Source organism: Curtobacterium sp. MCSS17_015 (assembly GCF_003234265.2).
Lineage (GTDB): Bacteria > Actinomycetota > Actinomycetes > Actinomycetales > Microbacteriaceae > Curtobacterium.
This window is the reverse complement of record NZ_CP126256.1, coordinates 72254-92173: the sequence shown is the minus strand read 5'-3', so window position 1 is coordinate 92173 and position 19920 is coordinate 72254. Positions and strand designations below refer to the sequence as shown.

Genomic DNA, 19920 nt, shown 5'->3' with positions numbered 1-19920 from the left:
GAGTACCCGGGCAGAGCCGAGAGTGAGCAGCCCTCCTCCGCCTCGCTTTCTGCACACAACGCGCATGCTGCTGCGCGTTGTGTGCAATCCTGGAGCGACCGGGCCGGAGCGACCCGGGAACGAAACGATGGAGTTGCGTATGTCCGTTCCGATCAAGGCCGCGATCGAGAAGGTCCCCGGCGGCATGATGCTCGTCCCGCTCCTGGTGGGCGCCGTCCTCGCGACGGTCGCCCCCGGCACCGCGGACTTCTTCGGGTCCTTCACGGGAGGCCTCCTCACCGGGAGCACCCCGATCCTCGCCGTCTTCTACGTCTGCATGGGTGCGAGCATCGACCTGCGCGCGACCCCGTACATCCTCAAGAAGGGCGGGGCGCTGTTCGGCGCGAAGGTGCTGCTCGCCGTGGTCATCGGCGTCGTCGCCGGGCAGTTCATGTCCGAGCTGCCGGTCCAGGGCGGGTTCCTCGCCGGCCTGTCCGTCCTCGCCCTCGTCGCCGCGTTCAGCGACACGAACGGCGGCCTCTACATGGCGCTGATGGGCCAGTACGGCAAGCCGAAGGACGTCGCCGCGTACTCGATCATGACGATCGAGTCCGGGCCCTTCCTCACGATGCTCATCCTCGGCGTCGCCGGCCTGTCGGCGTTCCCGTGGCAGGCGCTCGTCGGCGCGCTCATCCCCCTGGTGCTCGGCATGGTGCTCGGCTCGCTCGACCCGGCGATGCGGAAGTTCCTCTCCGCGGCCTCACCGGTCCTCATCTTCTTCTTCGGTCTCGCGCTCGGCTTCGGCATCAGCCTGCAGACCGTCCTCAGTGCCGGACTGGTCGGCGTCCTGCTCGGTCTGGTCGTGCTCTTCCTCGGCGGGGCGGTCCTGTTCCTCGCCGACCGGCTCACCGGCGGCACGGGTCTCGGTGGACTCGCCGCGTCGTCGACCGCCGGCAACGCCGCAGCGGTGCCGATGCTCGTGGCCGCCGCGAACCCCGCCTACGAGGAGGCCGCGGGTCCTGCGACCGTGCTGGTGTCCGCCGCCATCGTGGTCACCTCGATCGGCACGCCGCTCATCGTCGCCTGGTACGCACGCCGGATCGCGGCGAAGAAGGGCGACACGCGCATGCCGGCGAACGCCGCCGCCGTGGAGAACGCGGGCAACGGGGCCGCCACGTGAGCGCGACGCAGCCGAGCCTGACGATCGTGGCCGACGACCTGACCGGGGCCGCCGACGCCGCCGGCGGGTACGGGGCAGCCCACAGCAGCGCCGTGGTCCTCGGTCCGGACGTGCCCTGGCCCGCGTCCGACGTGCTCGCCGTCGACACCGAGAGCCGGTACCTGTCCGACCATGACGCAGCCGCACTGGTGGAGTCGGTCGTCCGTCGCTCCGTGTCGCTCGGACGCCCGGTCTTCAAGAAGATCGATTCGCTGCTGCGCGGGAACGTCGGTGCCGAGGTCGCCGCCGCCCTCGCCGCCCTGTCGGACACCGAGCGCGGCCTGGCCGTCGTCGCACCGGCCTTCCCCGGCACCGGCCGCACGACCGTCGGCGGGATCGTCCACGTCGACGGCGTCGCGAACGTCGACGGTGACCACGCCGGTGACGTCGCCGCCTCGCTCGCCACTGCGGGCCTCCAGGCCGGGAGGCTCGCCCCGCGTCCGACGGACACCCCTGCGGAGCTCGCCGCGCAGCTCGACCGCCTGCACGCCGACGGCGTGGACGCGGTCGTCCTGGACGCGGTGACGGACGCCGACCTCGAGACGATCGCCCGGGCCTCCCGACTCGTCACGGCGCCCATCCTGGTGACCGGCTCCGGCGGACTCGCCGCGCACATGCTGCCGACCGGCGACGCGACGGCGACGACGGCACCGCTGACGCGGGCGGTGGACCGCGTCCTGGTCGTCGTCGGGAGCTACTCCGGCCCCGCGCGGTCGCAGATCGACGAGCTCGTCCGCCGCGGTGCGGAGCACGTCGAGCTGCGGCACCGCGACGACGGCGAGCAGGCGGCAACCGACCAGATCGCCAGCGCCACGACCGACGTGGTCCTCACCCCCGACCTGGGCGTCCCGGTCGACACGGGCAACGCCCTCGACGTCGCCGCGGCCCTCGCGGCGACCGTCGCCCGGAGCGCGCACCGCTTCGGCGGCCTCGTCCTGACCGGCGGCGAGACCGCGCGCGCCGTCCTGGACGCACTCGGGGTCGACAGCGTCCGCGTGCACGGCAACGTCGAGCCCGGCGTCGTCCTCAGCAGTCACCCCGACCACCGGCCGGTCTTCGTGACGAAGGCGGGGGCGTTCGGCGACGCCGGCACCCTCGCCCGCACCGTCCAGGCCCTCCGACAGCAGCACACCGAGCAGTAGAGAACACCGAGCAGTGAAGGAAGAACAATGAAGCCGATCATCGCGATCACGATGGGTGACGCCGCCGGCGTCGGACCCGAGATCATCGCCAAGGCGATGGCCGACGAGGCGACGCGCTCCCTGGGGACGATGTTCGTCATCGGCGACCTCCGTCGTCTGCAGCTCGCCATGGACGTCGTCTCGAGCCCGCTGACCGTCAACGGGATCAGCGCCCCCTCCGAGGCGACGGACGACCCGTCCACGATCGACGTCCTCGACATCCCGTGCATCCCCGAGGACCTGGCCTGGGGCGAGCTCTCCGCCGAGGCCGGTCACGGCGCGTTCCTGTTCATCGAGAAGGCCGTCGAGCTCGCCGTCGCCGGTGAGATCGACGCCATCTGCACCGGCCCGCTGAACAAGGCGGCCCTGCACATGGGTGGCCACCAGTTCCCCGGCCACACCGAGATGCTCGCCGAACTCGCCGGCGTCGAGGAGGTCTCGATGATGCTGACGGCACCGAACATGCGCGTCATCCACGTCACCACCCACCTCGGCCTCGTCGACGCCGTCGCCGCCATCGACGGTGACCGGGTCTACCGCACGATCGCCCGCGGCAACGACCTGCTCGTCCGCTCCGGCAACGAGCGTCCGCGCATCGCCGTCGCCGCGATCAACCCGCACGGCGGTGAGAACGGCCTGTTCGGCAACGACGAGGAGGCGCAGAAGATCCAGCCCGGCGTCGACCGTGCGCGCGCCGAGGGCCTCGACGTCATCGGCCCGCTGCCCGCCGACACGCTGTTCATGCTGGCCAGCCGCGGCGACTACGACCTCGTGGTGGCCCAGTACCATGACCAGGGCCACATCCCGGTGAAGGTGCTCGGGCTGAAGAACGGTGTGAACGTCACCGTCGGCCTGCCGTTCGTCCGGACCTCGGTCGACCACGGAACGGCGTTCGACATCGCCGGGAAGGACATCGTGGACCACGAACCGCTGCTCGAAGCGCTCCGTCAGGCCGCCGACCTCTCCCCGGAGCGCGACGGCTGACGTGAACGCCCGCGACCGTCGGCGCGAGATCAGCCGCCTGCTGCAGGAGAAGCCCGTCACCGTCGACGAGCTCGCAGCGGTGTTCTCGGTCTCCGCGTCGACGATCCGGCGGGACCTCGACACGATGACGCGCGACGGCACCATCGTCCGCACCTACGGTGGCGCACAGACCGTCAGCGGCCCGGAGCGGAGCCTGCGCGAGCGTGAGGCGATCGCCGTCGCGCAGAAAGCGGCGATCGGGCGGCTCGCGAGCACGTTCGTCCGGGACGGAGCGGTCGCCGTGCTCGACGCCGGAACCACCGTCGGGGCACTCGCGCGGAACCTCGTGTACCGGGAGGGCATCACCGTCGTGACCACCGGGCTGACGACCACCACCGCGCTCGAGCACAGCACGGGCGTCGAGTTGATCGTCGTCGGCGGGAGGCTGCGGCACATCAGCTCGGGGTTCGTCGGACCCTTCGCGGAGCGGGTGATGGCGGACGTCTCCGCCGACGTGGCGTTCCTCAGCGCCGACGGGGTCTCGGCGGAGCACGGCCTCTGCGAGGAGACGCCGGAGCAGGCGTCGCTCAAGCGCGTGATGGTCGAGCGGGCCCGTGAGCTGTACGTGCTGGCGGACTCGACGAAGCTCGGGGTCGCCTCGGCGCACTGGTGGACGCGGATCGAGCGGCCGTGGGTGCTCGTGACGGACGACGGTGCCACCGAAGAGCAGCTGACGGCGTTCCGGGCGTCGGGGCTCGTGACGGTGCACGTCGCGACGAGGTCGGTCACGGGCCCGACGGACCGCTGAGTCCTCCGAGCAACCAGGAGCGGATCGGCCGTGGACCGACCGCAGCCAGCGACGCGACGGCACCGCCCGGGACGTCCACGGCGGTCGTCCAGATGCCCGCGGTCGCGGGGTCGTCGGACCGGGCCACGGGAAGCCATCCGGTGACGCCGTCGGTCGGCGCGTCCCCGACCGGCGAGGTGGCGACGTGGAACCCGCTCGGTGCCGCACGCAGGCCGACGCCGACCGACTTGAGCACTGCCTCCTTGCCGGTCCAGATCGCGACCCGTCGGAGGACGCCCGCGTCGCCGTCGGGCAGTGCGCCGCGCTCGGCGGGGTGGAGCGCGAACTCGTCGAAACCGTCCCAGAGCGCCACGGGGACCCGCTCGACGTCGACACCGACGTGCGCTGACGCGGCGGCCACTGCTGCGAGCACCTGGTCACCGGAGGTCGAGGTGGAGGCCGAGAGCCCCACGAGACGCGGGCGACCGTGCGGGCCCCCGCAGCGGTCACAGGTGCGGTCGATCGGGAGGCCCGCAGACGCGGTCGGTGGACTGCCGAGCACCCTGCCGGCGAGCAGCCGCAGGGCCAGCCGCCCGGCGAGCGTCCGACGGCGGTCCTCGTCGGCGAGCCTGGCATCCGCCGCTGCACGATCCGCCGGCGTCACCAGCCGTCGCGCTCCTGCACCTCCGGTCCCACCGACCAGGCGGTCGCCGACGTCGAGCACGTCGTCGACGGTCGCGCTGAGGAGGTGGATCACCGCTTGCTGATCCGCCGGTACTGAGCGACGGCGATGGGGGCGAAGACCGCGATGATCCCGATGCAGCACAGGAACGCGTACAGCAGGGCGTTGTCGGCCGGCCAACCCTGGCTCACGGCGAAGCCGGCCGGGGGCTCGTTGCCGAAGCCGCGCCGCACGGCGGTCGCCACCGCGGTCACCGGGTTCCACTCGGCGACGACCCGCAGCGGCCCGGGGAGCATGTCCGCCGAGACGAACGCGCCGGAGATGAAGCACACCGGGAAGAGCCAGAGGAGGCCCAGGCTCTGCGCGACCTCGACGCTGCGGGCGGTGAGCGCGATGAACGCCCCGATCCACGAGGTCGCGAAGGCGTACAGCAGCAGGAGGCCGCACGTCAGCAGCGCGGACCAGACGTCGGAGTGCACGCGCCACCCGATCACGAGACCGCAGGCGACCACGACGACGATCGAGATCGTGTTCGTCAGCAGGTCGGAAGTCGTCCGCCCGAGGATGACGCCCACCCTGGACATCGGCAGCGCGCGGAACCGGTCGATCAACCCCGTCTGGAGGTCCTTCGCCAAGTACACCGCGGTGAAGGACGAGTTGAACGTGAGTGTCTGCGCCAGCACGCCACCGATGAGGAACTCCCGGTACGCGTCGCCGCCGAGCGCGCCGGCGAACACGTAGCCGAGGATGAGCACGAAGATGACGGGCTGGGCGACCCCGGTCACGAGCGCTCCGGGCGTGCGGCGGACGCCGAGCATGTTCCGACGGGCGATGACCCGACCGTCACGGAGGACGCTGGCGAAGCTCATCGCGTCACCTCCGTCGTCCGTCCGGCTCGGGACTCCTCCGCAGCGGACGACGTCGCTGCTGCGTCGGTCTCGGTGGTGTCGGGGTCGGCGTCGGTCGATGCGCCGGTCAACCGGAGGAAGACCTCGTCCAGCGTCGGCTGGCGGAGGGCGGCCTCGGTCGCTTCCAGCCCGGCCGCGTGGAGCGCCCCGACGACGTCGAGGAGGTCCCGGCCACCGCTGGTGGCGTTGACCGTGAGTCGCCCCGTCCGTCCGTCGACGGAGACCGCGTGCCCCGCTCGTCGTACGGCGTCCACCGCGACGGAGACGTCGGTGCCGGGGGTGAGCAGGACGTCGACCCGCGCGCCGCCGGTCTCCGACTTGAGCCCCGCGGCGGTGCCCTCGGCGATGATCCGTCCCTCGTCGATGACCGCGATGGAGTCCGCCAACCGGTCGGCCTCCTCGAGGTACTGCGTCGTCAGGAGCACGGTCGTCCCACCGGAGGCGAGCGACTCGATCGCATCCCATGTGTCCCGCCGGCCACGGGGATCGAGCCCCGTGGTGGGCTCGTCGAGGATGACCACCGGGGGGCGAGCCACGATCGCGCCGGCCAGGTCCAACCGGCGACGCATACCGCCGGAGTACGTCCCCGCACGCTTGTCGTCCGGCACGTCGTCGAGACGGAAGTCACGCAGCAGTTCGCGAGCCCTTGCCTTCGCGTCCTTGCGCCGCATCCCGTACAGCTCGCCGACCATGGTCAGGTTCTCGAACCCCGTCAGCTTCTCGTCGACGGCGGCGTACTGGCCCGAGACGCCGAGGCGCTTCCGGACCTGGTGCCCGTCACGGGTCACCGACCTGCCGGCGACGTACGCATCGCCGGAGTCCGGCTGCAGCAATGTCGTGAGCACGCGCACCGTCGTCGTCTTGCCGGCCCCGTTGGGCCCGAGCAGGCCCTGCACCGACCCCTCGGGGACGTCGAGGTCGACGCCCGCGAGGGCCTGGTGACTCCCGAAACGCTTGGTGATGCCGCGGATCGAGATCACGAGGCGACGCGATGGCTCTCGACGGTCGGCGTGATGTCGTGCCAGTGCTCCGAGACGTACTCGGTGCAGGCACCCTTCACGGCAGGACCGAAGACCGCGACCCAGCCGCGGGGGACGTCGGCGAACTCCGGCCACAGTGAGTGCTGGCCCAGTTCGTTCACCAGCACCCGGAAGGTGCCGTCCTGGTCGTCGAACGGGTTCGTCATCGTCGATCCTCCTCTACGTCAGGTGCAGGTCTCGTTCCCTGTGTTCCTTCGGAGCCGTCGTCGGATCGGTTTGATGCCGCGCCGTCGGCGTGTCGGTGACCAACGAGCAGGCGGTCCAGCACCGGAGCGATGTCGTCGAGCGCCCGGTCGACGAGCATGTCCTGGTGGCGGACGCCCACGGGGCTCGACGTGACCGTCCCGCTCACGAACGGCTCCCACGCCTCCGGCTCCGGCCTGCCGTCGGGCACGTCCTCGGTGGCCGCGAAGACGTGGAGGTCACCGTCGACGACGGGGACGGGCGCCGCGTCGAGGAGCTCGCCGAGTCGACGGAACCGGCGCACCATGCGCTCGACCGCGTGTGGCGGGATGTCGGCCAACGGGTTGCCGGACTCGGCGAAGAGCGCCAGCACCCGCTGGGTGTCCAGTTCACCCTCGGGCGGGACCACCCCGTTCGCGTCGAGGAACCCGCGCCACATGTCCCCCGCTTCCGTGACGCCCTCGAGCGCCGCAGCGTCGGTCGGGTAGGCGTCGAGGACGGCGAGGAGCGCGACCTGTTCGCCCTCCGCCTGCAGATGCGCAGCGATGTGGTGCGCCAGCCGACCGCCGAACGAGTACCCGGTGAGCAGGTACGGCCCGTGCGGCTGCTCGGCGCGGATCGCGGCGACGTACTCGGTGAGCAACTCGCCCAGCGACCCCACCTCCGGCGGCTCCGGGTCGTCCGGCGCGATGCCCGGCATCTGGACGCCGAGGACCGGACGCGTCGAGGCGAGCCGCGACACGAACGCGGAGAACTTCCACGCCACGCCGCTCGCCGGGTGGACGGCGAACACCGGCGCGCCGTCACCGTCGCGGCGGAGCGGCAGGATCGTGCGGAGGGCCTCCGCGATGTCCGCGCCACCGGACTCGACGAGCGCGGCGAGGCCCGCGACCGTCGGCGCCTGGAACAGCGCCTGCACCGGCAGGTTCACGTCGAGGGCGTCGTTCACGGCCTGGATCGTCGGCTGCGCGATGAACGAGTGACCGCCGAGCGCGAAGAACGAGTCGTCCGCTCGGACGTCGCCGACGCCGAGCGTCGCCGCGAAGGCAGCCGCCACCGCCCGTTCTGCCGCTCCGCGTGGGGCGGCGCCCGCACCGCCGCCGGCACGGAGTTCGGGGAGTGCTCGGACGTCGACCTTGCCGTTCGGGGTCAGCGGCACGGAGTCGATCGCCGCGATCCCTGCCGGGACCATGTAGTCCGGCACGCGGGAGCGCACGACGTCGATGAGGTGACGCACGGCCCCGTCGGGCGTGGACCCGTCCGTCACGATCCACGCCCCGAGCTCGGTACCGCGTGCGGTGTCGACCGGACGGACCACGGCCTGCGCGACGCCGTCGGCCCCGCGGAGGATCGCCTCCACCTCGCCCGGCTCGACACGGTGACCACGGATCTTCACCTGGCCGTCACTCCGTCCGAGCGAGACGACGCTGGGGCGCGTCCCCTCGTCGGCGTCCCGCCGGACCACGAGGTCGCCGGTCCGGTACATGCGGGAGCCGTCCGAGGCGAACGGATCCGCGACGAACCGTCCGGCCGACAGGTCCGGCCGGCCGAGGTACCCGTGCGCCAACTGCCCGCCCGCGAGCCACAGTTCGCCGACGCTGCCGACAGGTGCCGGACGGAGCCGGGCGTCGAGCACGTAGCCGACGGTCGCGACGGTGGTGGCCCCGAGCTCCGGAGCCGTGCTGTCCGCGACCCGGGCGACCATCGAGTCCACACCGACCTCGGTCGGTCCGTACAGGTTCCAGGCGTCAACCGCACGGCGGGCCCGCAGCCAAGTCCACAGCCCTGCGTCGAGCGGCTCACCGCCGAGCAGCATGACGAACGGATCACGGTCGTCGCGGGCGTCCAACAGGGCTTCGAGGTCCGTCTGCCCGGTGAGCGCGGTCACGTAGCTCGGCGTGGTCTCCCACGCGCCGATGCCGCGCTCGTGGAAGAGCCTGACGAGCGCCTGCGGGTCCCGTCGGGTCGCGTCGTCGACGACGTGCAGCTCGTGGCCGGCGGCCAGCCAGACGACGGGGTCCATCGCCGCGTCGAAGCCGACGCCCGTCGTGTGCGCGACGCGGACGCGGCGCTCGTCCGGGTCGGGCAGCAGGGTCGCGCGGTGGCTCGCCAGCAGCGCGGCGAGTGCCCGATGTGGCACCTGCACCGCCTTCGGCTCACCCGTCGTCCCCGAGGTGAAGATCAGGTACGCAGCGGCGTCGAGCTGGAGCGGTCGCGGCGCGCCCGCTCCAGCGGTCGTCGGTCGTGGCAACTCGTCGATGCGCACCACCCGCTCCCGCGGCACACCGGCGTCCGCCGCCGCGAGGACCGCCGTGCTGGGGGCCTCCGTCCCGTCCTGGAGGCCCTGGTGCAGCACCAGGCGCGCAGCGGCGGTCCGGAGCATGGTCACGACCCGCTCGCGGGGCAGCTCGACGTCGACCGGCGCGGCGACCGCTCCGGCTCGCCACACCGCCAGGAGCGCCGCGACCGTGTCGATGCCCCGTTGGAGGTGGAGCGCCACGACCTCGCCGGGACCGACCCCGGCCGCCGTCAGGCCGGCGCAGATGTCGTCGACGCGGGCGTCGAGTTCCATGGCGGTCAGTGCACGGCCCTCGGCGACGATCGCCGTGTCGGTCGGGCGCGCGGCCACGGACGCGTCGAACGCCTCGAGGACCGTCTGCGGGGGGTCTCCCACCTCGGCCGGCCATGCGGCGAGCGGGACGTTGCTCGGCCCGATCGGCACGTCGCGGAGTGGCTGCCGTGGCGCCTCGGCCGCAGCGGCCAGGAACGACATCCACCGTTCGACGAGGCCGCGCGCGGCCCGGTCGCTGAACATCGACGCGTCGTACTCGAGCACACCGTCGACCGACCCGGAGGAACGGGGGCGCAGCGTGAACGACAGGTCGACCTTGGCCGAACCGGTGGTGTCGGGCTCGATCCGCTCCGTGGTCACACCGGGCAGCTCGATGGCGACCCCCGACGGCTCCTCCACCGAGAGCATCGTCTGGAACAGCGGGTGCCGGCCGAGTCGGCGCTCGGGAGCCATCGCCTCGACGATGCGCTCGAAGGGCACGGACTCGTGCTCGATGGCGTGCAGTGTCGCGGCGCGCGCCCGTTCGATGGTCTCGACCAGGTGCGGTGCGTCAGCCATCTGGACGCGCAGCGGCAGCGTGTTGACGAAGAACCCGACGAGTTCCGCGGTGTCCGGGTCCGACCGTCCGGCCGACGGCGACCCGATCACGATGTCGTCACCGGCGCCGATGCGGTGCAGGTACCCGGCGAGACCGGCGAGCCAGGCGTGGAAGCCGCTCGCCTGGGCGGAGCCGGCGGCAGCCTGCATCGCCGCGACGACGTCCTCGGGCACCGTGAACCGGAGCTGCCGCGCTGCCCGCGTGGCGGACTCCGGGCGGCGTCCGTCCGCTGGGAGGTCGAGCTCGTCCGGGATCCCCGCGAGTCGCTGCTCCCAGGCTGCCAACGACGCGTCGTGCCGCCCGCCGTCGGCGTCCTCGAGAACTCGTTGCATACGGGCGAAGTGCGCGTACTGGGCCCGGAGCGGACGCTGTGCGCGCGCCGTGCTCCCGGAACGGGCCCCGTAGGCGATGGCGATGTCACGCGCGAGCGGGGCGAGCGATGCGCCGTCGGTGGCGATGTGGTGGATGACCAGGTCGATCCGCCACTCGCGATCGCCCGTCTGGACGAGTGCGGCACGCACCGGCATGTCGACGGTCAGGTCGAAGCCCGCCGTCGTGTCGACGGGCTGCGTGCCGACGACACCGGGCTCGGGGGCGTGGATGTGCTGCACCGGCTGCCCGTCGACCTCCGGGTACGTCGTCCGGAGCACCTCGTGCCGCTCGATCACGTCGTCGATGGCGTGCCGGAACGCGTCGGTGTCGAGCTCGCCGCGGAACGTGGCCTGCAGCAGCACCGAGTAGTCGGCGGAGGTCGGATCGAGCCGGTTGAGGAACCACAGGCGTGCTTGGTTCGGCGACAACGGCACCGTCTCGCCGTCCTGACGGGGGTGCTCCGCGACCCAGGCACGCAGGGCCGACGTCGGCCGGTGCACGCCCTGCGGCGGTGTCGCGGACGCCGGACCGATCGCGGCGAGGAGACCAGCGGGGGTGGGGGCGTCGAAGATGCTGCGGAGCGGCAATGTAGCACCGAGCTCGTCCCGGATCCGTCCCATCAACCCCACGGCGAGCAGCGAGTGCCCGCCGAGCGCGAAGAAGTCGTCGTGCAGCCCGACGTCGTGGGCGCCGAGCACGTCCCCGAAGACGCGGGTCATGGTGTGCTCGTCGTCGGTCACGGGTCGCTGGGCACCACCCGAGGACGTGGGTTCCGGCAACGCAGCGACGTCGATCTTGCCGTTCGGCGTCAACGGGATCTCGTCCACGACGGCGATCGCCGTCGGCACCATGTGGTCGGGGAGGTCGGCTGCCGCGGCGCGTCGGACGTCCTGGTCGTCGGCGGTACCGACGATCCAGGCGACGAGACGTGCGGTGTCCGGGCCGCCGGGCGTCACGATGCGAGCGACGGCGGTGTCGACGCCGTCCACCCGTTCGAGCACCCGTGCGACGTCGGCCAGTTCGATCCGGTAGCCGCGGAGCTTGACCTGGTCGTCGTCCCGGCGGAGGAACTCGAGTTCCCCGGTGACGCGTCGACGCACGATGTCGCCCGTCCGGTACATCCGGGTGCCGTCACCGCGGGGATCGGCGACGAAACGAGCGGCGGTCTCGGCGGTACGTCCTCGGTACCCGTGGGCGAGGGACGCGCCCGACAGGTAGAGCTCGCCGTCGACCCCGGGCGGCACCGGCTGCAGGAAGTCGTCCAGGACGCGTGCGGTGACGTTCGCCACCGGCCGGCCGATGGTCACCGCTCCCGGCTCGATCCGCGCGACGACCGCGTCGACGGTGCTCTCACTCGGTCCGTAGAGGTTCCAGCCGTCGATGTGCTCCGCCTCCGCCATGCGGTTCCACAGGTCCGGCAGGACGGGCTCGCCACCCACCGCGACCGTCAGGCGCTGGCCGCGTTCCGCGACGGCTTCGAAGAGTCCGACGGCGGCGAGCTGGCGGGCGTACGACGGGGTCGTCTCGATGACGTCCACGCCGTGCTCGTTGATGACGCGGACGACGGCCTCGGCGTTCGTCCGGGTGACGTCGTCCGCGATCTCGAGGGTCGTCCCCGCGGTCAACCACAGGATCGGGTCCCAGGCGGCGTCGAACCCGAGGCCGGAGAGGTGCAGCATGCGCGGCACACGGTCGCCGACACGCGCACGCACCGGACCGATCATCGCGTCCTCGTGCTGGGCGAGCACGTTCGCGAGCGACGAGTGGGGGACCTGGACGCCCTTCGGGACGCCCGTGGTGCCCGACGTGTAGACGAGGTACGCCGTGTCCCCCGGCTGTGGTACCGGCAGGTTGGAGCCGGCGGCGCGGCCGGGCTCGCCGCCACCAGGGCGGATGTCGGCCGGACCGACGACGTGCGGGTCGACGTCGACGACCCCGATGACCGCACGAGCGCGTTCCGCGTCGTCGGTGACGAGCACGGTCGGCTCGGCACCGGCGAGGATCTGGCCGATCCGTGCGTCGGGGTAGGCGACGTCGACGGGGACCGCGACCGCACCGGACCGCAGCACACCGAGCACGACCGCGATCGCGTCGGCGCTGCGCGGGAGGGCGATCGCCACGCGGTCGCCCCTGGTCACACCCAGGTCGGCGAGGCCGACCGCGAGCGCCGTCACCCGACGGTCCAGGTCCGCGAAGGACGTCGTCCCCGCCGTGTCGACCAGCGCCGGGGCGTCGGGGACGCGCCTGACGGTGTCGTCGAACCGGTCGAGGACGGTCCCGGTCACGTCGACCGTACGTCCCCGTGCCTGGCGGTCGAGCACGAGAGCGGTCTCGGCGTCGACGTTGGCGATGTCGGACAGCCGACGGTCGGGACGGGCCACGAAGGCACCGAGCACCCGGTCGAGGGCGTCCCGGAGACGGGCGACGGTCGGTTCGTCGAAGAGCGCTCGGTCGTACCCGATGGTGACCACGAGTCCGCCGTCGTCGCCGCCCGGGGTCGTGACGTCGATGAGCAGGTCCGTCTTCACGCCGGCACTCGTCGTCTGCGCGGGGACGGTCACGGCAACCTCGCCGAGGTCGAGCACCGCCGGCTCGGTGTTCTGCAGCGTGAGCATCACCTGGAACAGCGGGTGGCGACCGGCCGACCGCGGCGGTCGCACCGCGTCGACGACCGCGTCGAAGGGCACGTCCTGATGCGCGTACGCCGCCGAGTTGCTCGCTCGTACCCGCTCCAGCAGGTCCTCGACGCTCGGGTCGCCGTCGAGCGAGGTGCGGAGCGCGACCGTGTTCACGAAGAAGCCCACGAGCTCGTCGAGTTGCGGGTCGGCGCGACCCGCGACCGGCGTGCCGACGACGATGTCCTCGCCCGCGCCGTGCTGCTGCAGGGTGGCGGCGACGGCGGCGTGCAGCACGATGAACAGACTCGTCCGGTGGTCACCGGCGAACCGGCGCAGCGCCGCGTGACGCACGTCGTCGAGGTCGAGGGCGACCTGCCCGATGCCACGCTCGACGACCTCGTCGCCCACCGTGCGTGCTCGGTCACGTGGCAGCGCGATCTCGTCCGGGGCACCGGTGAGCGCTCGGCGCCAGAACGTCAGCTGTCGTGCGAGTTCGCTCGTCGGGTCGTCGGCGTCGCCGAGCTGCTCCCGCTGCCACAGGGTGAAGTCCGCGTAGTCGACCGGCAGCGGCTGCCATCGGGGTTCGGCTCCGGCGACCCGCGCAGCGTAGGCGTCGCCGAGGTCGCGGGCGAACGGGGCGAGCGACCAACCGTCGGACGCGATGTGGTGCATCGTCGCGACGAGCACGTGGTGGTCGTCGTCGACCCGCAACAGGACGGCGCGCAGCGGCGTCTCGGTCGCGATGTCGAACGGGCGCGTCGCCTCCTCGCGCACGGCGTCGTCGACCCGGCTCTCGGGGACGGTCACCGTCAGGAACGGCGGTCCGGCAGCGGCGCCGTCGAGGATCCGCTGCACCGGTTGGTCGCCCTCGAACGGCACGGTCGTGCGCAGCGGTTCGTGGCGCATCGCGACGTCCACGAACGCGGCACGGAGGGCGCTGACGACGAGCGGCCCCTCCAGGCGCAGCACGACCGGGATGTTGTAGGCAGCCGAATCCGGCTCGAGTCTGTTGAGGAACCACAGGCGTCGTTGCGTGAGCGAGACGGGCATCGGCGTGGGACGTGTCGCGCGCGCCAGGCGGCTCCGGCGACCGCTCTCCGGGTCACCGGCGGTACCGCCTGCGAGCCCTGCCACGGTCGGACGTTCGAACACGTCACGCACCGTGACGGTCCGGTCGAGACGTTCGGACAGGCGCGCCGCCAGACGGGTGGCGAGGAGGGAGTGCCCGCCGGCGGCGAAGAAGTCGTCGTCGATCCCGACGGATCCGACCTCCAGCACCTCGGCGAAGGCGTCGGCCGTGATGCGCTCGGGTTCGTTCCGCGGCTGCTGCGCGGACCCGGCACCCGACTGCTCCGGAGTCGGCAGGGCACGGCGGTCGAGCTTGCCGTTCGGTGTCATCGGCAGGTCGGGCAGCGCGACGACGGTGGTGGGGACCATGTAGTCGGGGACCTCGGAGCGCATGCCGTCCTTGACGGTCACGGGCAGCTCTCGGAGATCGCCGTCCGAGGTCACGTAGCCGATGATGCGGCTCGTCGGGCCCTCGCCCCGCACGACGGCGGCGGCACGCGTGACTCCTGGTCGGCGTGCCATCGCGGCCTCGACCTCGGCGAGCTCGACGCGGTAGCCGCGGATCTTCACCTGGTCGTCGATCCGCCCGACGAACCGCAGGGAGCCGTCCCGACGACGACGCACCACGTCGCCGGTGCGGTACATGCGGGAGCCGTCGCCGGAGAAGGGGTCCGCGACGAACCGCTCGGCGCTGAGCCCCGGTTGACCGACGTACCCGCGTGCCACGTTCGTCCCGGCGAGGTAGAGCTCCCCCACGGCACGGTCCGGTACCGGCGTGAGACTGGCGTCGAGGATGTAGTGCCGGCTGTTGCGGACCGAGGAGCCGATGTGCGGCTGCTGGCCCGGCTCCAGCACGGCGGTGAGACTGTCGACCGTGGCCTCGGTGGGGCCGTAGAGGTTCATCGCGTGCACGTCGTCCCGGTCCGCGAGCGCGTCCCAGAGCGCCGGGCCGACCGCCTCGCCGCCGATGGCGATCTCGGTGGGGTGGACGTCGGAATCGAGCATGCCGGCGGACAACAGCGCCTCCGCGAACGACGGCGTGGTCTCGATCGCGTCGATGCGGGCCTGGACGAACTCGGCGACCAGACGCTCCGGGTCGCGGCGGACGTCGTCGTCGACGATGTGCAGTTCGTGGCCGGCGAAGAGCCACAACAGGGGGTCCCACGCGGCGTCGAACGACAGTCCGGCGGTGTGCGCGACCCGCACCGGGCGGCCGAGCCGTCGCGCAGCCGGGTCGAACATCGCGGCACGGTGGTGCTGGAAGAGGTTCCGGAGTGCCGTCCCGTCCACGCCGACGCCCTTGGGACGGCCGGTGCTGCCGGAGGTGAACACGATGTAGGCGAGCGCGTCGCCGGTGACGACCGGGAGTGTGTTCGGGTCGTCGCTCTGGCGACGCCATGGGGCAGTGTCCGGATCGACAGCGAGCGAGGGCACCGACCACGTCGCTCCGGCGTCGCGGTCACGGGCGAGCTGACCGCTGCTCGTCAGGAGCATCGTCGGCTCGGAGTCCTCGATCATCCCGGCGACGCGGTCGGTCGGGTACTCCGGATCGAGCGGCACGTACACGCCGCCCGCGCGGAGGACGGCCAGGACGAGCATCGGCAGGAGCATGCTGCGCTCGATGCGCACGGCGACCCGGCTGCCCGGCACGACGCCCGCACGGACCAGGTGGTGGGCGAGCCGCGTCGCGTCCGCGTCGAGCTCGGAGAACGTGGCCGTGCCGTCGGGAGCGACCACGGCGGTGTCGCCGGGACGCTCCCGTGCGATCTCCGCGAACGCCTCGAGGATGCGCTGGGGTTCGAGGCCGACGGTGTCGCCGACACCCTGTTCGAGGAGCATCGCGACCTCGTCGTCGTGCACCACGGAGGCGTCTGCGACCGTGAGGTCCGCCGGATCGTCGACGACGCGGTCGACGAACGCGAGCAACCGGTCGGCGTGCTCGGTGAGGCTCTCCGGATTGTGCAGCTCAGCGTCGCCTTCGAGTCGCAGTGTCGCGCCTGCGGCTTCGCTGGACAGGCCCGACAGCACGATCGAGAGGTCGTGGACGGGCCCGGTGGACAGGATGTTCACCTCACCGACCGCTGTGCCGAACCGGATCGCCTCGATGACCGGCAGCAGGTTCACCGACGGTCCGGCGTGCCGCGGCGCACCGTCGAGGGACTCGACACGGAAACGCTGGTGGCCGACAGCGCCGCGGACGACGTCGCCGGCGTGGGCGATGACGTCCGCCACGGTCGCGGTGGCCGGCACGTCGATCCTCAGCGGGAGGATGTTGGAGAGCATCGACGGCGTCGTCTTCGCGACGCGCCCACGACGAGCCGTCACGGGGAGGCCGAGCGCGATGCGCTCCTCACCGGTGATCTTGGCCATGTAGAGGGCCACGATCGCGACCACCGTCTTCGGGAGGTCACGCCCGAGTGCTGCGAGCCGGGCGGCACGCTCGGCCTCGAGCGGGACCGAGACACGGATGACACGGCTCGCAGCCGACGTCGTCGTGCCCTCGAGCCCGGCGACGGTGGTCTCCTCGGCGAGCACGCCGCGCCAGTAGGTCTCGTCGGTCTCGCGTTGTCCGGAGTCCTCGTACTCGGACAGGGAGCTGTGGAGTTCGGCGAGCCCGGGGAGCGGGGAACGGAGGCGGGCGGCTGCGTGCGCCAACGGGCGGGCCGCGACGTCGAGCAGCCGTCCGTGGGGAGCGTGTCGGGCCAGACGTGTGTAGACGTCGGCCATGTACCGCAACGCGATGACCGCAGAGTACCCGTCGAGTGCGATGTGGTGCACGCGCTGGAACAGCCATGCTCGGTCGTCGCTGATCTGGAACAGGACGGCACCGAAGAGGTCGTCGCCCTGGACCTCGCGGGGCGTGCTCATGTCGCGGTCCATGCGCGCGCGCGCCTCGGCCTCTGCCTCGTCCACATCGAGGTGTCGGAGGTCGACCAGTTCCATGACCTCGTCGGTCGGCCGCGGACGTTCGATGACCCCGTACGGGCCGTCGGCGTCGGACCGGAACCGGGTGCTCAACGCGTCGAGGTCCGCCACCGTCTTGGTCAGGGCGATCCGCAGGATCCGCGGGTCGAGCTCACCGTGTAGATCGATGTACTGCCCGATCTGGTAGGTCGGGTTCGTCGGATCGAGCTCCTGGGCGTACCAGATCCGCCGCTGCGCCGACGTCAGGGGGACGTGCGCGCTCTCCTCCCGATCGGTCCGGTCGTCCTGGTGGTGCTGGTGGTCCTTGCTCGTCACGGGGACACTCCTCCCGGTGGGACGCGGCCGTCGTCCGGCCGCGTCCCGCTTGCGCTGGTCTCGGCGTCGACGGGTGTTACTGGAACTGTCCGATCTGCAGGGATTCGAGGACGCCGCCGACGTCGATCAGCGGTCCACTGACGATCGGGCCCTGGATCAGTGCGGGGGTGGACGGCGAGGCCGTCACGTTCGTCGTCGTGCCGTCGGCTGCGTTCGCGGCGGTCGAACCGAAGGCGAGCCCGCCGACGGTCAGGGCGACGGCGACGGTCGCGGTGCTCATGATTCGAGTGTTCTTCTTCACGGGAAGCTCCTCGTCAGTTGCCGACGGCCGGACCTCGGCCGCCGCACGGTGCTTCGGCGCGGACCCCGGAACCGGTTTGGTCGTCCGTGGACCCGGCACCGTGCACAGCCGTCGACCGCGTGGATCGGACACTCGTCGTCGGCACGTCCCAGCGGTCCGGATCACGGGCGTCCGGGTCCGCGCTCGGACTCCTCCACGCGAGCCGTGCCAGGGTCGAGGAGTGCCCCACAACCAGACCGTCGTCATCGCCGGCTGCGGCGACCTCGGCACCGAGGCCGCCCTCCGCTTCGCCGACCTCGGGTACCGCGTCGTCGGACTCCGTCGTCGCGCCGAGCTCCTGCCCGCACCGATCGAGGGCCGGAGCACCGACCTGCGCCAGGACGTGCCCGAGATCGACACCGGCACCGCGGTCGTCGTCGTCGCCCTGGCCGCGGGCAGCCGTGACCCGGACGAGTACCGCGCGACCTACGTCGACGGCCTCCGGAACGTGCTGGACGGCATCGACCGGTCGGGAGCGAGCCCGCGGATCGTCGTCGTGTCCTCGACCGCGGTCTACGCCGTGTCCGACGGCAGCGAGGTCACCGAGGAGACCGCGGCGACCGGCGGGACGCCCACGGCGGAGGTCCTCGTGGAGGCCGAAGCACTCCTCCGTGAGCGGGCTCCGGGTGCGGTGCTCCTCCGCCTCTCGGGCATCTACGGGCCCGGACGTGAGCGACTCATCGACCAGGTGCGCTCCGGCGCGGCCCGACTCGCGCCGCCCCCGGGAGCGTCTCCCCACACGAACCGGATCCACCGCGACGACGCCGCCGCCGCGATCGTGCATCTCGCCACACTGGACGATCCGGCACGCACCTACCTGGGCACCGACGACGAGCCGGTCCGGCTCGACGACGTGCTCCGGTTCCTCGCCGACGAACTGCAGGTGCCGGCCCCGGAGTCCGGCCCGGCGTCGGACCGGCAAGCGGGCGGTGACAAGCGGCTGTCGAACGCGCTCCTCCGGTCGACCGGTTTCACGTTTCGGTACCCGACGTACCGCGAGGGCTACCGCGCGGTCCTCGCAGGCGAGGGCACCCCTCACCTGTGAGTCACGCACGCATCGTCGAGGGAGGACGACGGGAGGCCCGTGGCGACATCGCCACGGGCCTCCCGTCGTGTATCCGAGCGACGCTCAGGCGGACGTGCCCTGGAGTGCGATCGCCTTCCAGACGTCGAACTGACGGTCGTTCCCGATGAGCGGATCGCCCCAGACCTTCAGTGCAGCCTGCAGTTCTTCCTGGTTCTTGAGGCCACGGAAGTAGCCGGGTCCGACGACGGCGATGCCCCGGTTGGTGGACTGGATGAGCTTCATGGTCTTCTCCTCGTGATGGTCGTGATCGTGTCGGTGCGGTGCTCAGGCGGCCGTGGTGCCACTGAGCGCGATGGACTTCCAGAGATCGAACTCGCGGTCGTTGCCCTCGATGGGCTCACCGGCGAGCACCAGGGCGCAGGCCTCGAACTCCGCGGACGGCAGAGCGTGGAAGTAGCCGGCTCCGATGACGGCAGAGCCGCGACCGGGGGACTTGATGAGTGCGAAGTCGTCGTCGCGCGGAGCTGCCGGAGCGCTCGAGTCGTCGGACTTCGGCGCACGCAGGATGAACGACGGATCGATGAAGCCCTCCGACGTCGAGATGCCGAGATGCAGGTGGGGACCGCTTGACGTCCCCGTCGATCCCACTTGGCCGATGTACTGGCCGGCGGACACCTTGGTGCCGACGCCCACCGCGATCGAGCTCTGGTGGCCGTACCAACTCGTGTAACCGTCGGCGTGCTGGATCCGGGTGAGCTTGCCGAAGCCCTTCCAGCCGTCGAGCTCGCCCGCGGTGATCACGGTGCCCGCGGCCACGGCGTGGATCGCGACGCCGATGCCAGCCGCGAAGTCGATCCCCTGGTGGTTCGAGCTCGCTCCCCCCACCGGGGGCGTGCGATCACCGAAGCCGCTCGACACCGGGTACTCACGGTCGAACGGGTACCGCCACGCGACTGCCGCTCGAGCCGGTGACGCATCGAGGCCGATGCCACCGAACGCGGCGACCCCGGCCGCGACGCCGGCGAGTGCGAGCATCTGCCGTCTGGTCGGCCCTGTGACGTGGTCTTCGCTGTCCACGTTTCCCCTCTCCGGGGACGACCCCTTCGCCCCCGGTGCCGACGGTATCGGCGTCCGCGGAGCGGT

The 19920-nt window shown here is 72.0% G+C and carries 13 protein-coding genes; 5 read left to right on the top strand and 8 right to left on the bottom strand.

Annotation, left to right across the window (positions count from 1 at the left end; all coding sequences use genetic code 11):
• The first annotated feature begins 139 nt into the window (after positions 1–139).
• From DEJ18_RS00410 to DEJ18_RS00395, 4 genes are read left to right on the top strand one after another with little or no spacing between them, the layout of a single operon-like run.
• Positions 140–1159 (top strand): 2-keto-3-deoxygluconate permease, encoded by a 1020-nt coding sequence (locus DEJ18_RS00410; RefSeq protein ID WP_111209789.1) that lies wholly within the window; start codon positions 140–142, stop codon positions 1157–1159.
• Positions 1156–2340, top strand: a complete 1185-nt coding sequence (locus DEJ18_RS00405; protein WP_181434134.1) for a four-carbon acid sugar kinase family protein — start codon at positions 1156–1158, stop codon at positions 2338–2340. The genes DEJ18_RS00410 and DEJ18_RS00405 overlap by 4 nt, the downstream gene beginning before the upstream one ends.
• Positions 2341–2367: 27 nt before the next feature.
• Positions 2368–3363, top strand: coding sequence for a 4-hydroxythreonine-4-phosphate dehydrogenase PdxA (gene pdxA, locus DEJ18_RS00400; protein ID WP_111209791.1), 996 nt, complete (start codon positions 2368–2370; stop codon positions 3361–3363).
• Position 3364: 1 nt separating this feature from the next.
• Entirely contained in the window at positions 3365–4150 is a 786-nt protein-coding gene (locus DEJ18_RS00395; protein ID WP_111209792.1) for a DeoR/GlpR family DNA-binding transcription regulator, read from the top strand.
• On the opposite strand, the gene DEJ18_RS00390 is transcribed toward DEJ18_RS00395, so the two are convergent.
• The 6 genes from DEJ18_RS00390 to DEJ18_RS00365 form a co-directional block, all read right to left on the bottom strand.
• Positions 4128–4886 (bottom strand): 4'-phosphopantetheinyl transferase family protein, encoded by a 759-nt coding sequence (locus DEJ18_RS00390; protein ID WP_181434135.1) that lies wholly within the window; start codon positions 4884–4886, stop codon positions 4128–4130. The two genes, DEJ18_RS00395 and DEJ18_RS00390, sit on opposite strands and share 23 nt — an antisense overlap.
• A complete protein-coding gene (locus DEJ18_RS00385; RefSeq protein WP_111209794.1) occupies positions 4883–5680 on the bottom strand; it encodes an ABC transporter permease in 798 nt (265 codons plus the stop codon). Before DEJ18_RS00385 ends, DEJ18_RS00390 begins: the two co-directional genes overlap by 4 nt.
• A complete protein-coding gene (locus DEJ18_RS00380) occupies positions 5677–6699 on the bottom strand; it encodes an ATP-binding cassette domain-containing protein (protein WP_111209795.1) in 1023 nt (340 codons plus the stop codon). Before DEJ18_RS00380 ends, DEJ18_RS00385 begins: the two co-directional genes overlap by 4 nt.
• A complete protein-coding gene (locus tag DEJ18_RS00375) occupies positions 6696–6905 on the bottom strand; it encodes an MbtH family protein (RefSeq protein WP_111209796.1) in 210 nt (69 codons plus the stop codon). Before DEJ18_RS00375 ends, DEJ18_RS00380 begins: the two co-directional genes overlap by 4 nt.
• Positions 6902–17410, bottom strand: a complete 10509-nt coding sequence (locus tag DEJ18_RS00370) for a non-ribosomal peptide synthetase (RefSeq protein WP_111209797.1) — start codon at positions 17408–17410, stop codon at positions 6902–6904. The genes DEJ18_RS00375 and DEJ18_RS00370 overlap by 4 nt, the downstream gene beginning before the upstream one ends.
• 76 nt (positions 17411–17486) lie before the next feature.
• On the bottom strand, positions 17487–17690 hold the full coding sequence (locus tag DEJ18_RS00365) for a hypothetical protein (RefSeq protein WP_111209798.1): 204 nt from the start codon (positions 17688–17690) through the stop codon (positions 17487–17489).
• Positions 17691–17931: 241 nt separating this feature from the next.
• Between DEJ18_RS00365 and DEJ18_RS00360 the strand changes: the two genes are divergently transcribed.
• A complete protein-coding gene (locus DEJ18_RS00360; protein ID WP_111209799.1) occupies positions 17932–18795 on the top strand; it encodes an NAD-dependent epimerase/dehydratase family protein in 864 nt (287 codons plus the stop codon).
• Positions 18796–18879: 84 nt separating this feature from the next.
• Here DEJ18_RS00360 and DEJ18_RS00355 read toward each other — a convergent pair whose 3' ends face one another.
• The gene (locus tag DEJ18_RS00355) at positions 18880–19059 is read right to left on the bottom strand and encodes a hypothetical protein (RefSeq protein ID WP_111209800.1); all 180 of its coding nucleotides are present in this window, start codon (positions 19057–19059) and stop codon (positions 18880–18882) included.
• A 42-nt stretch (positions 19060–19101) separates the two neighbouring features.
• On the bottom strand, positions 19102–19854 hold the full coding sequence (locus DEJ18_RS00350) for a M23 family metallopeptidase (RefSeq protein WP_146241494.1): 753 nt from the start codon (positions 19852–19854) through the stop codon (positions 19102–19104).
• Positions 19855–19920: the final 66 nt, after the last annotated feature.

Excerpts from the sequence above, each read along its gene's own strand:
- DEJ18_RS00410 (WP_111209789.1), top strand. The coding sequence starts at position 140 with ATGTCCGTTCCGATCAAGGCCGCGATCGAGAAGGTCCCCGGCGGCATG.
- pdxA (WP_111209791.1), top strand. The coding sequence starts at position 2,368 with ATGAAGCCGATCATCGCGATCACGATGGGTGACGCCGCCGGCGTCGGA.
- DEJ18_RS00385 (WP_111209794.1), bottom strand. The coding sequence starts at position 5,680 with ATGAGCTTCGCCAGCGTCCTCCGTGACGGTCGGGTCATCGCCCGTCGG.
- DEJ18_RS00375 (WP_111209796.1), bottom strand. The coding sequence starts at position 6,905 with ATGACGAACCCGTTCGACGACCAGGACGGCACCTTCCGGGTGCTGGTG.
- DEJ18_RS00365 (WP_111209798.1), bottom strand. The coding sequence starts at position 17,690 with ATGAGCACCGCGACCGTCGCCGTCGCCCTGACCGTCGGCGGGCTCGCC.
- DEJ18_RS00355 (WP_111209800.1), bottom strand. The coding sequence starts at position 19,059 with ATGAAGCTCATCCAGTCCACCAACCGGGGCATCGCCGTCGTCGGACCC.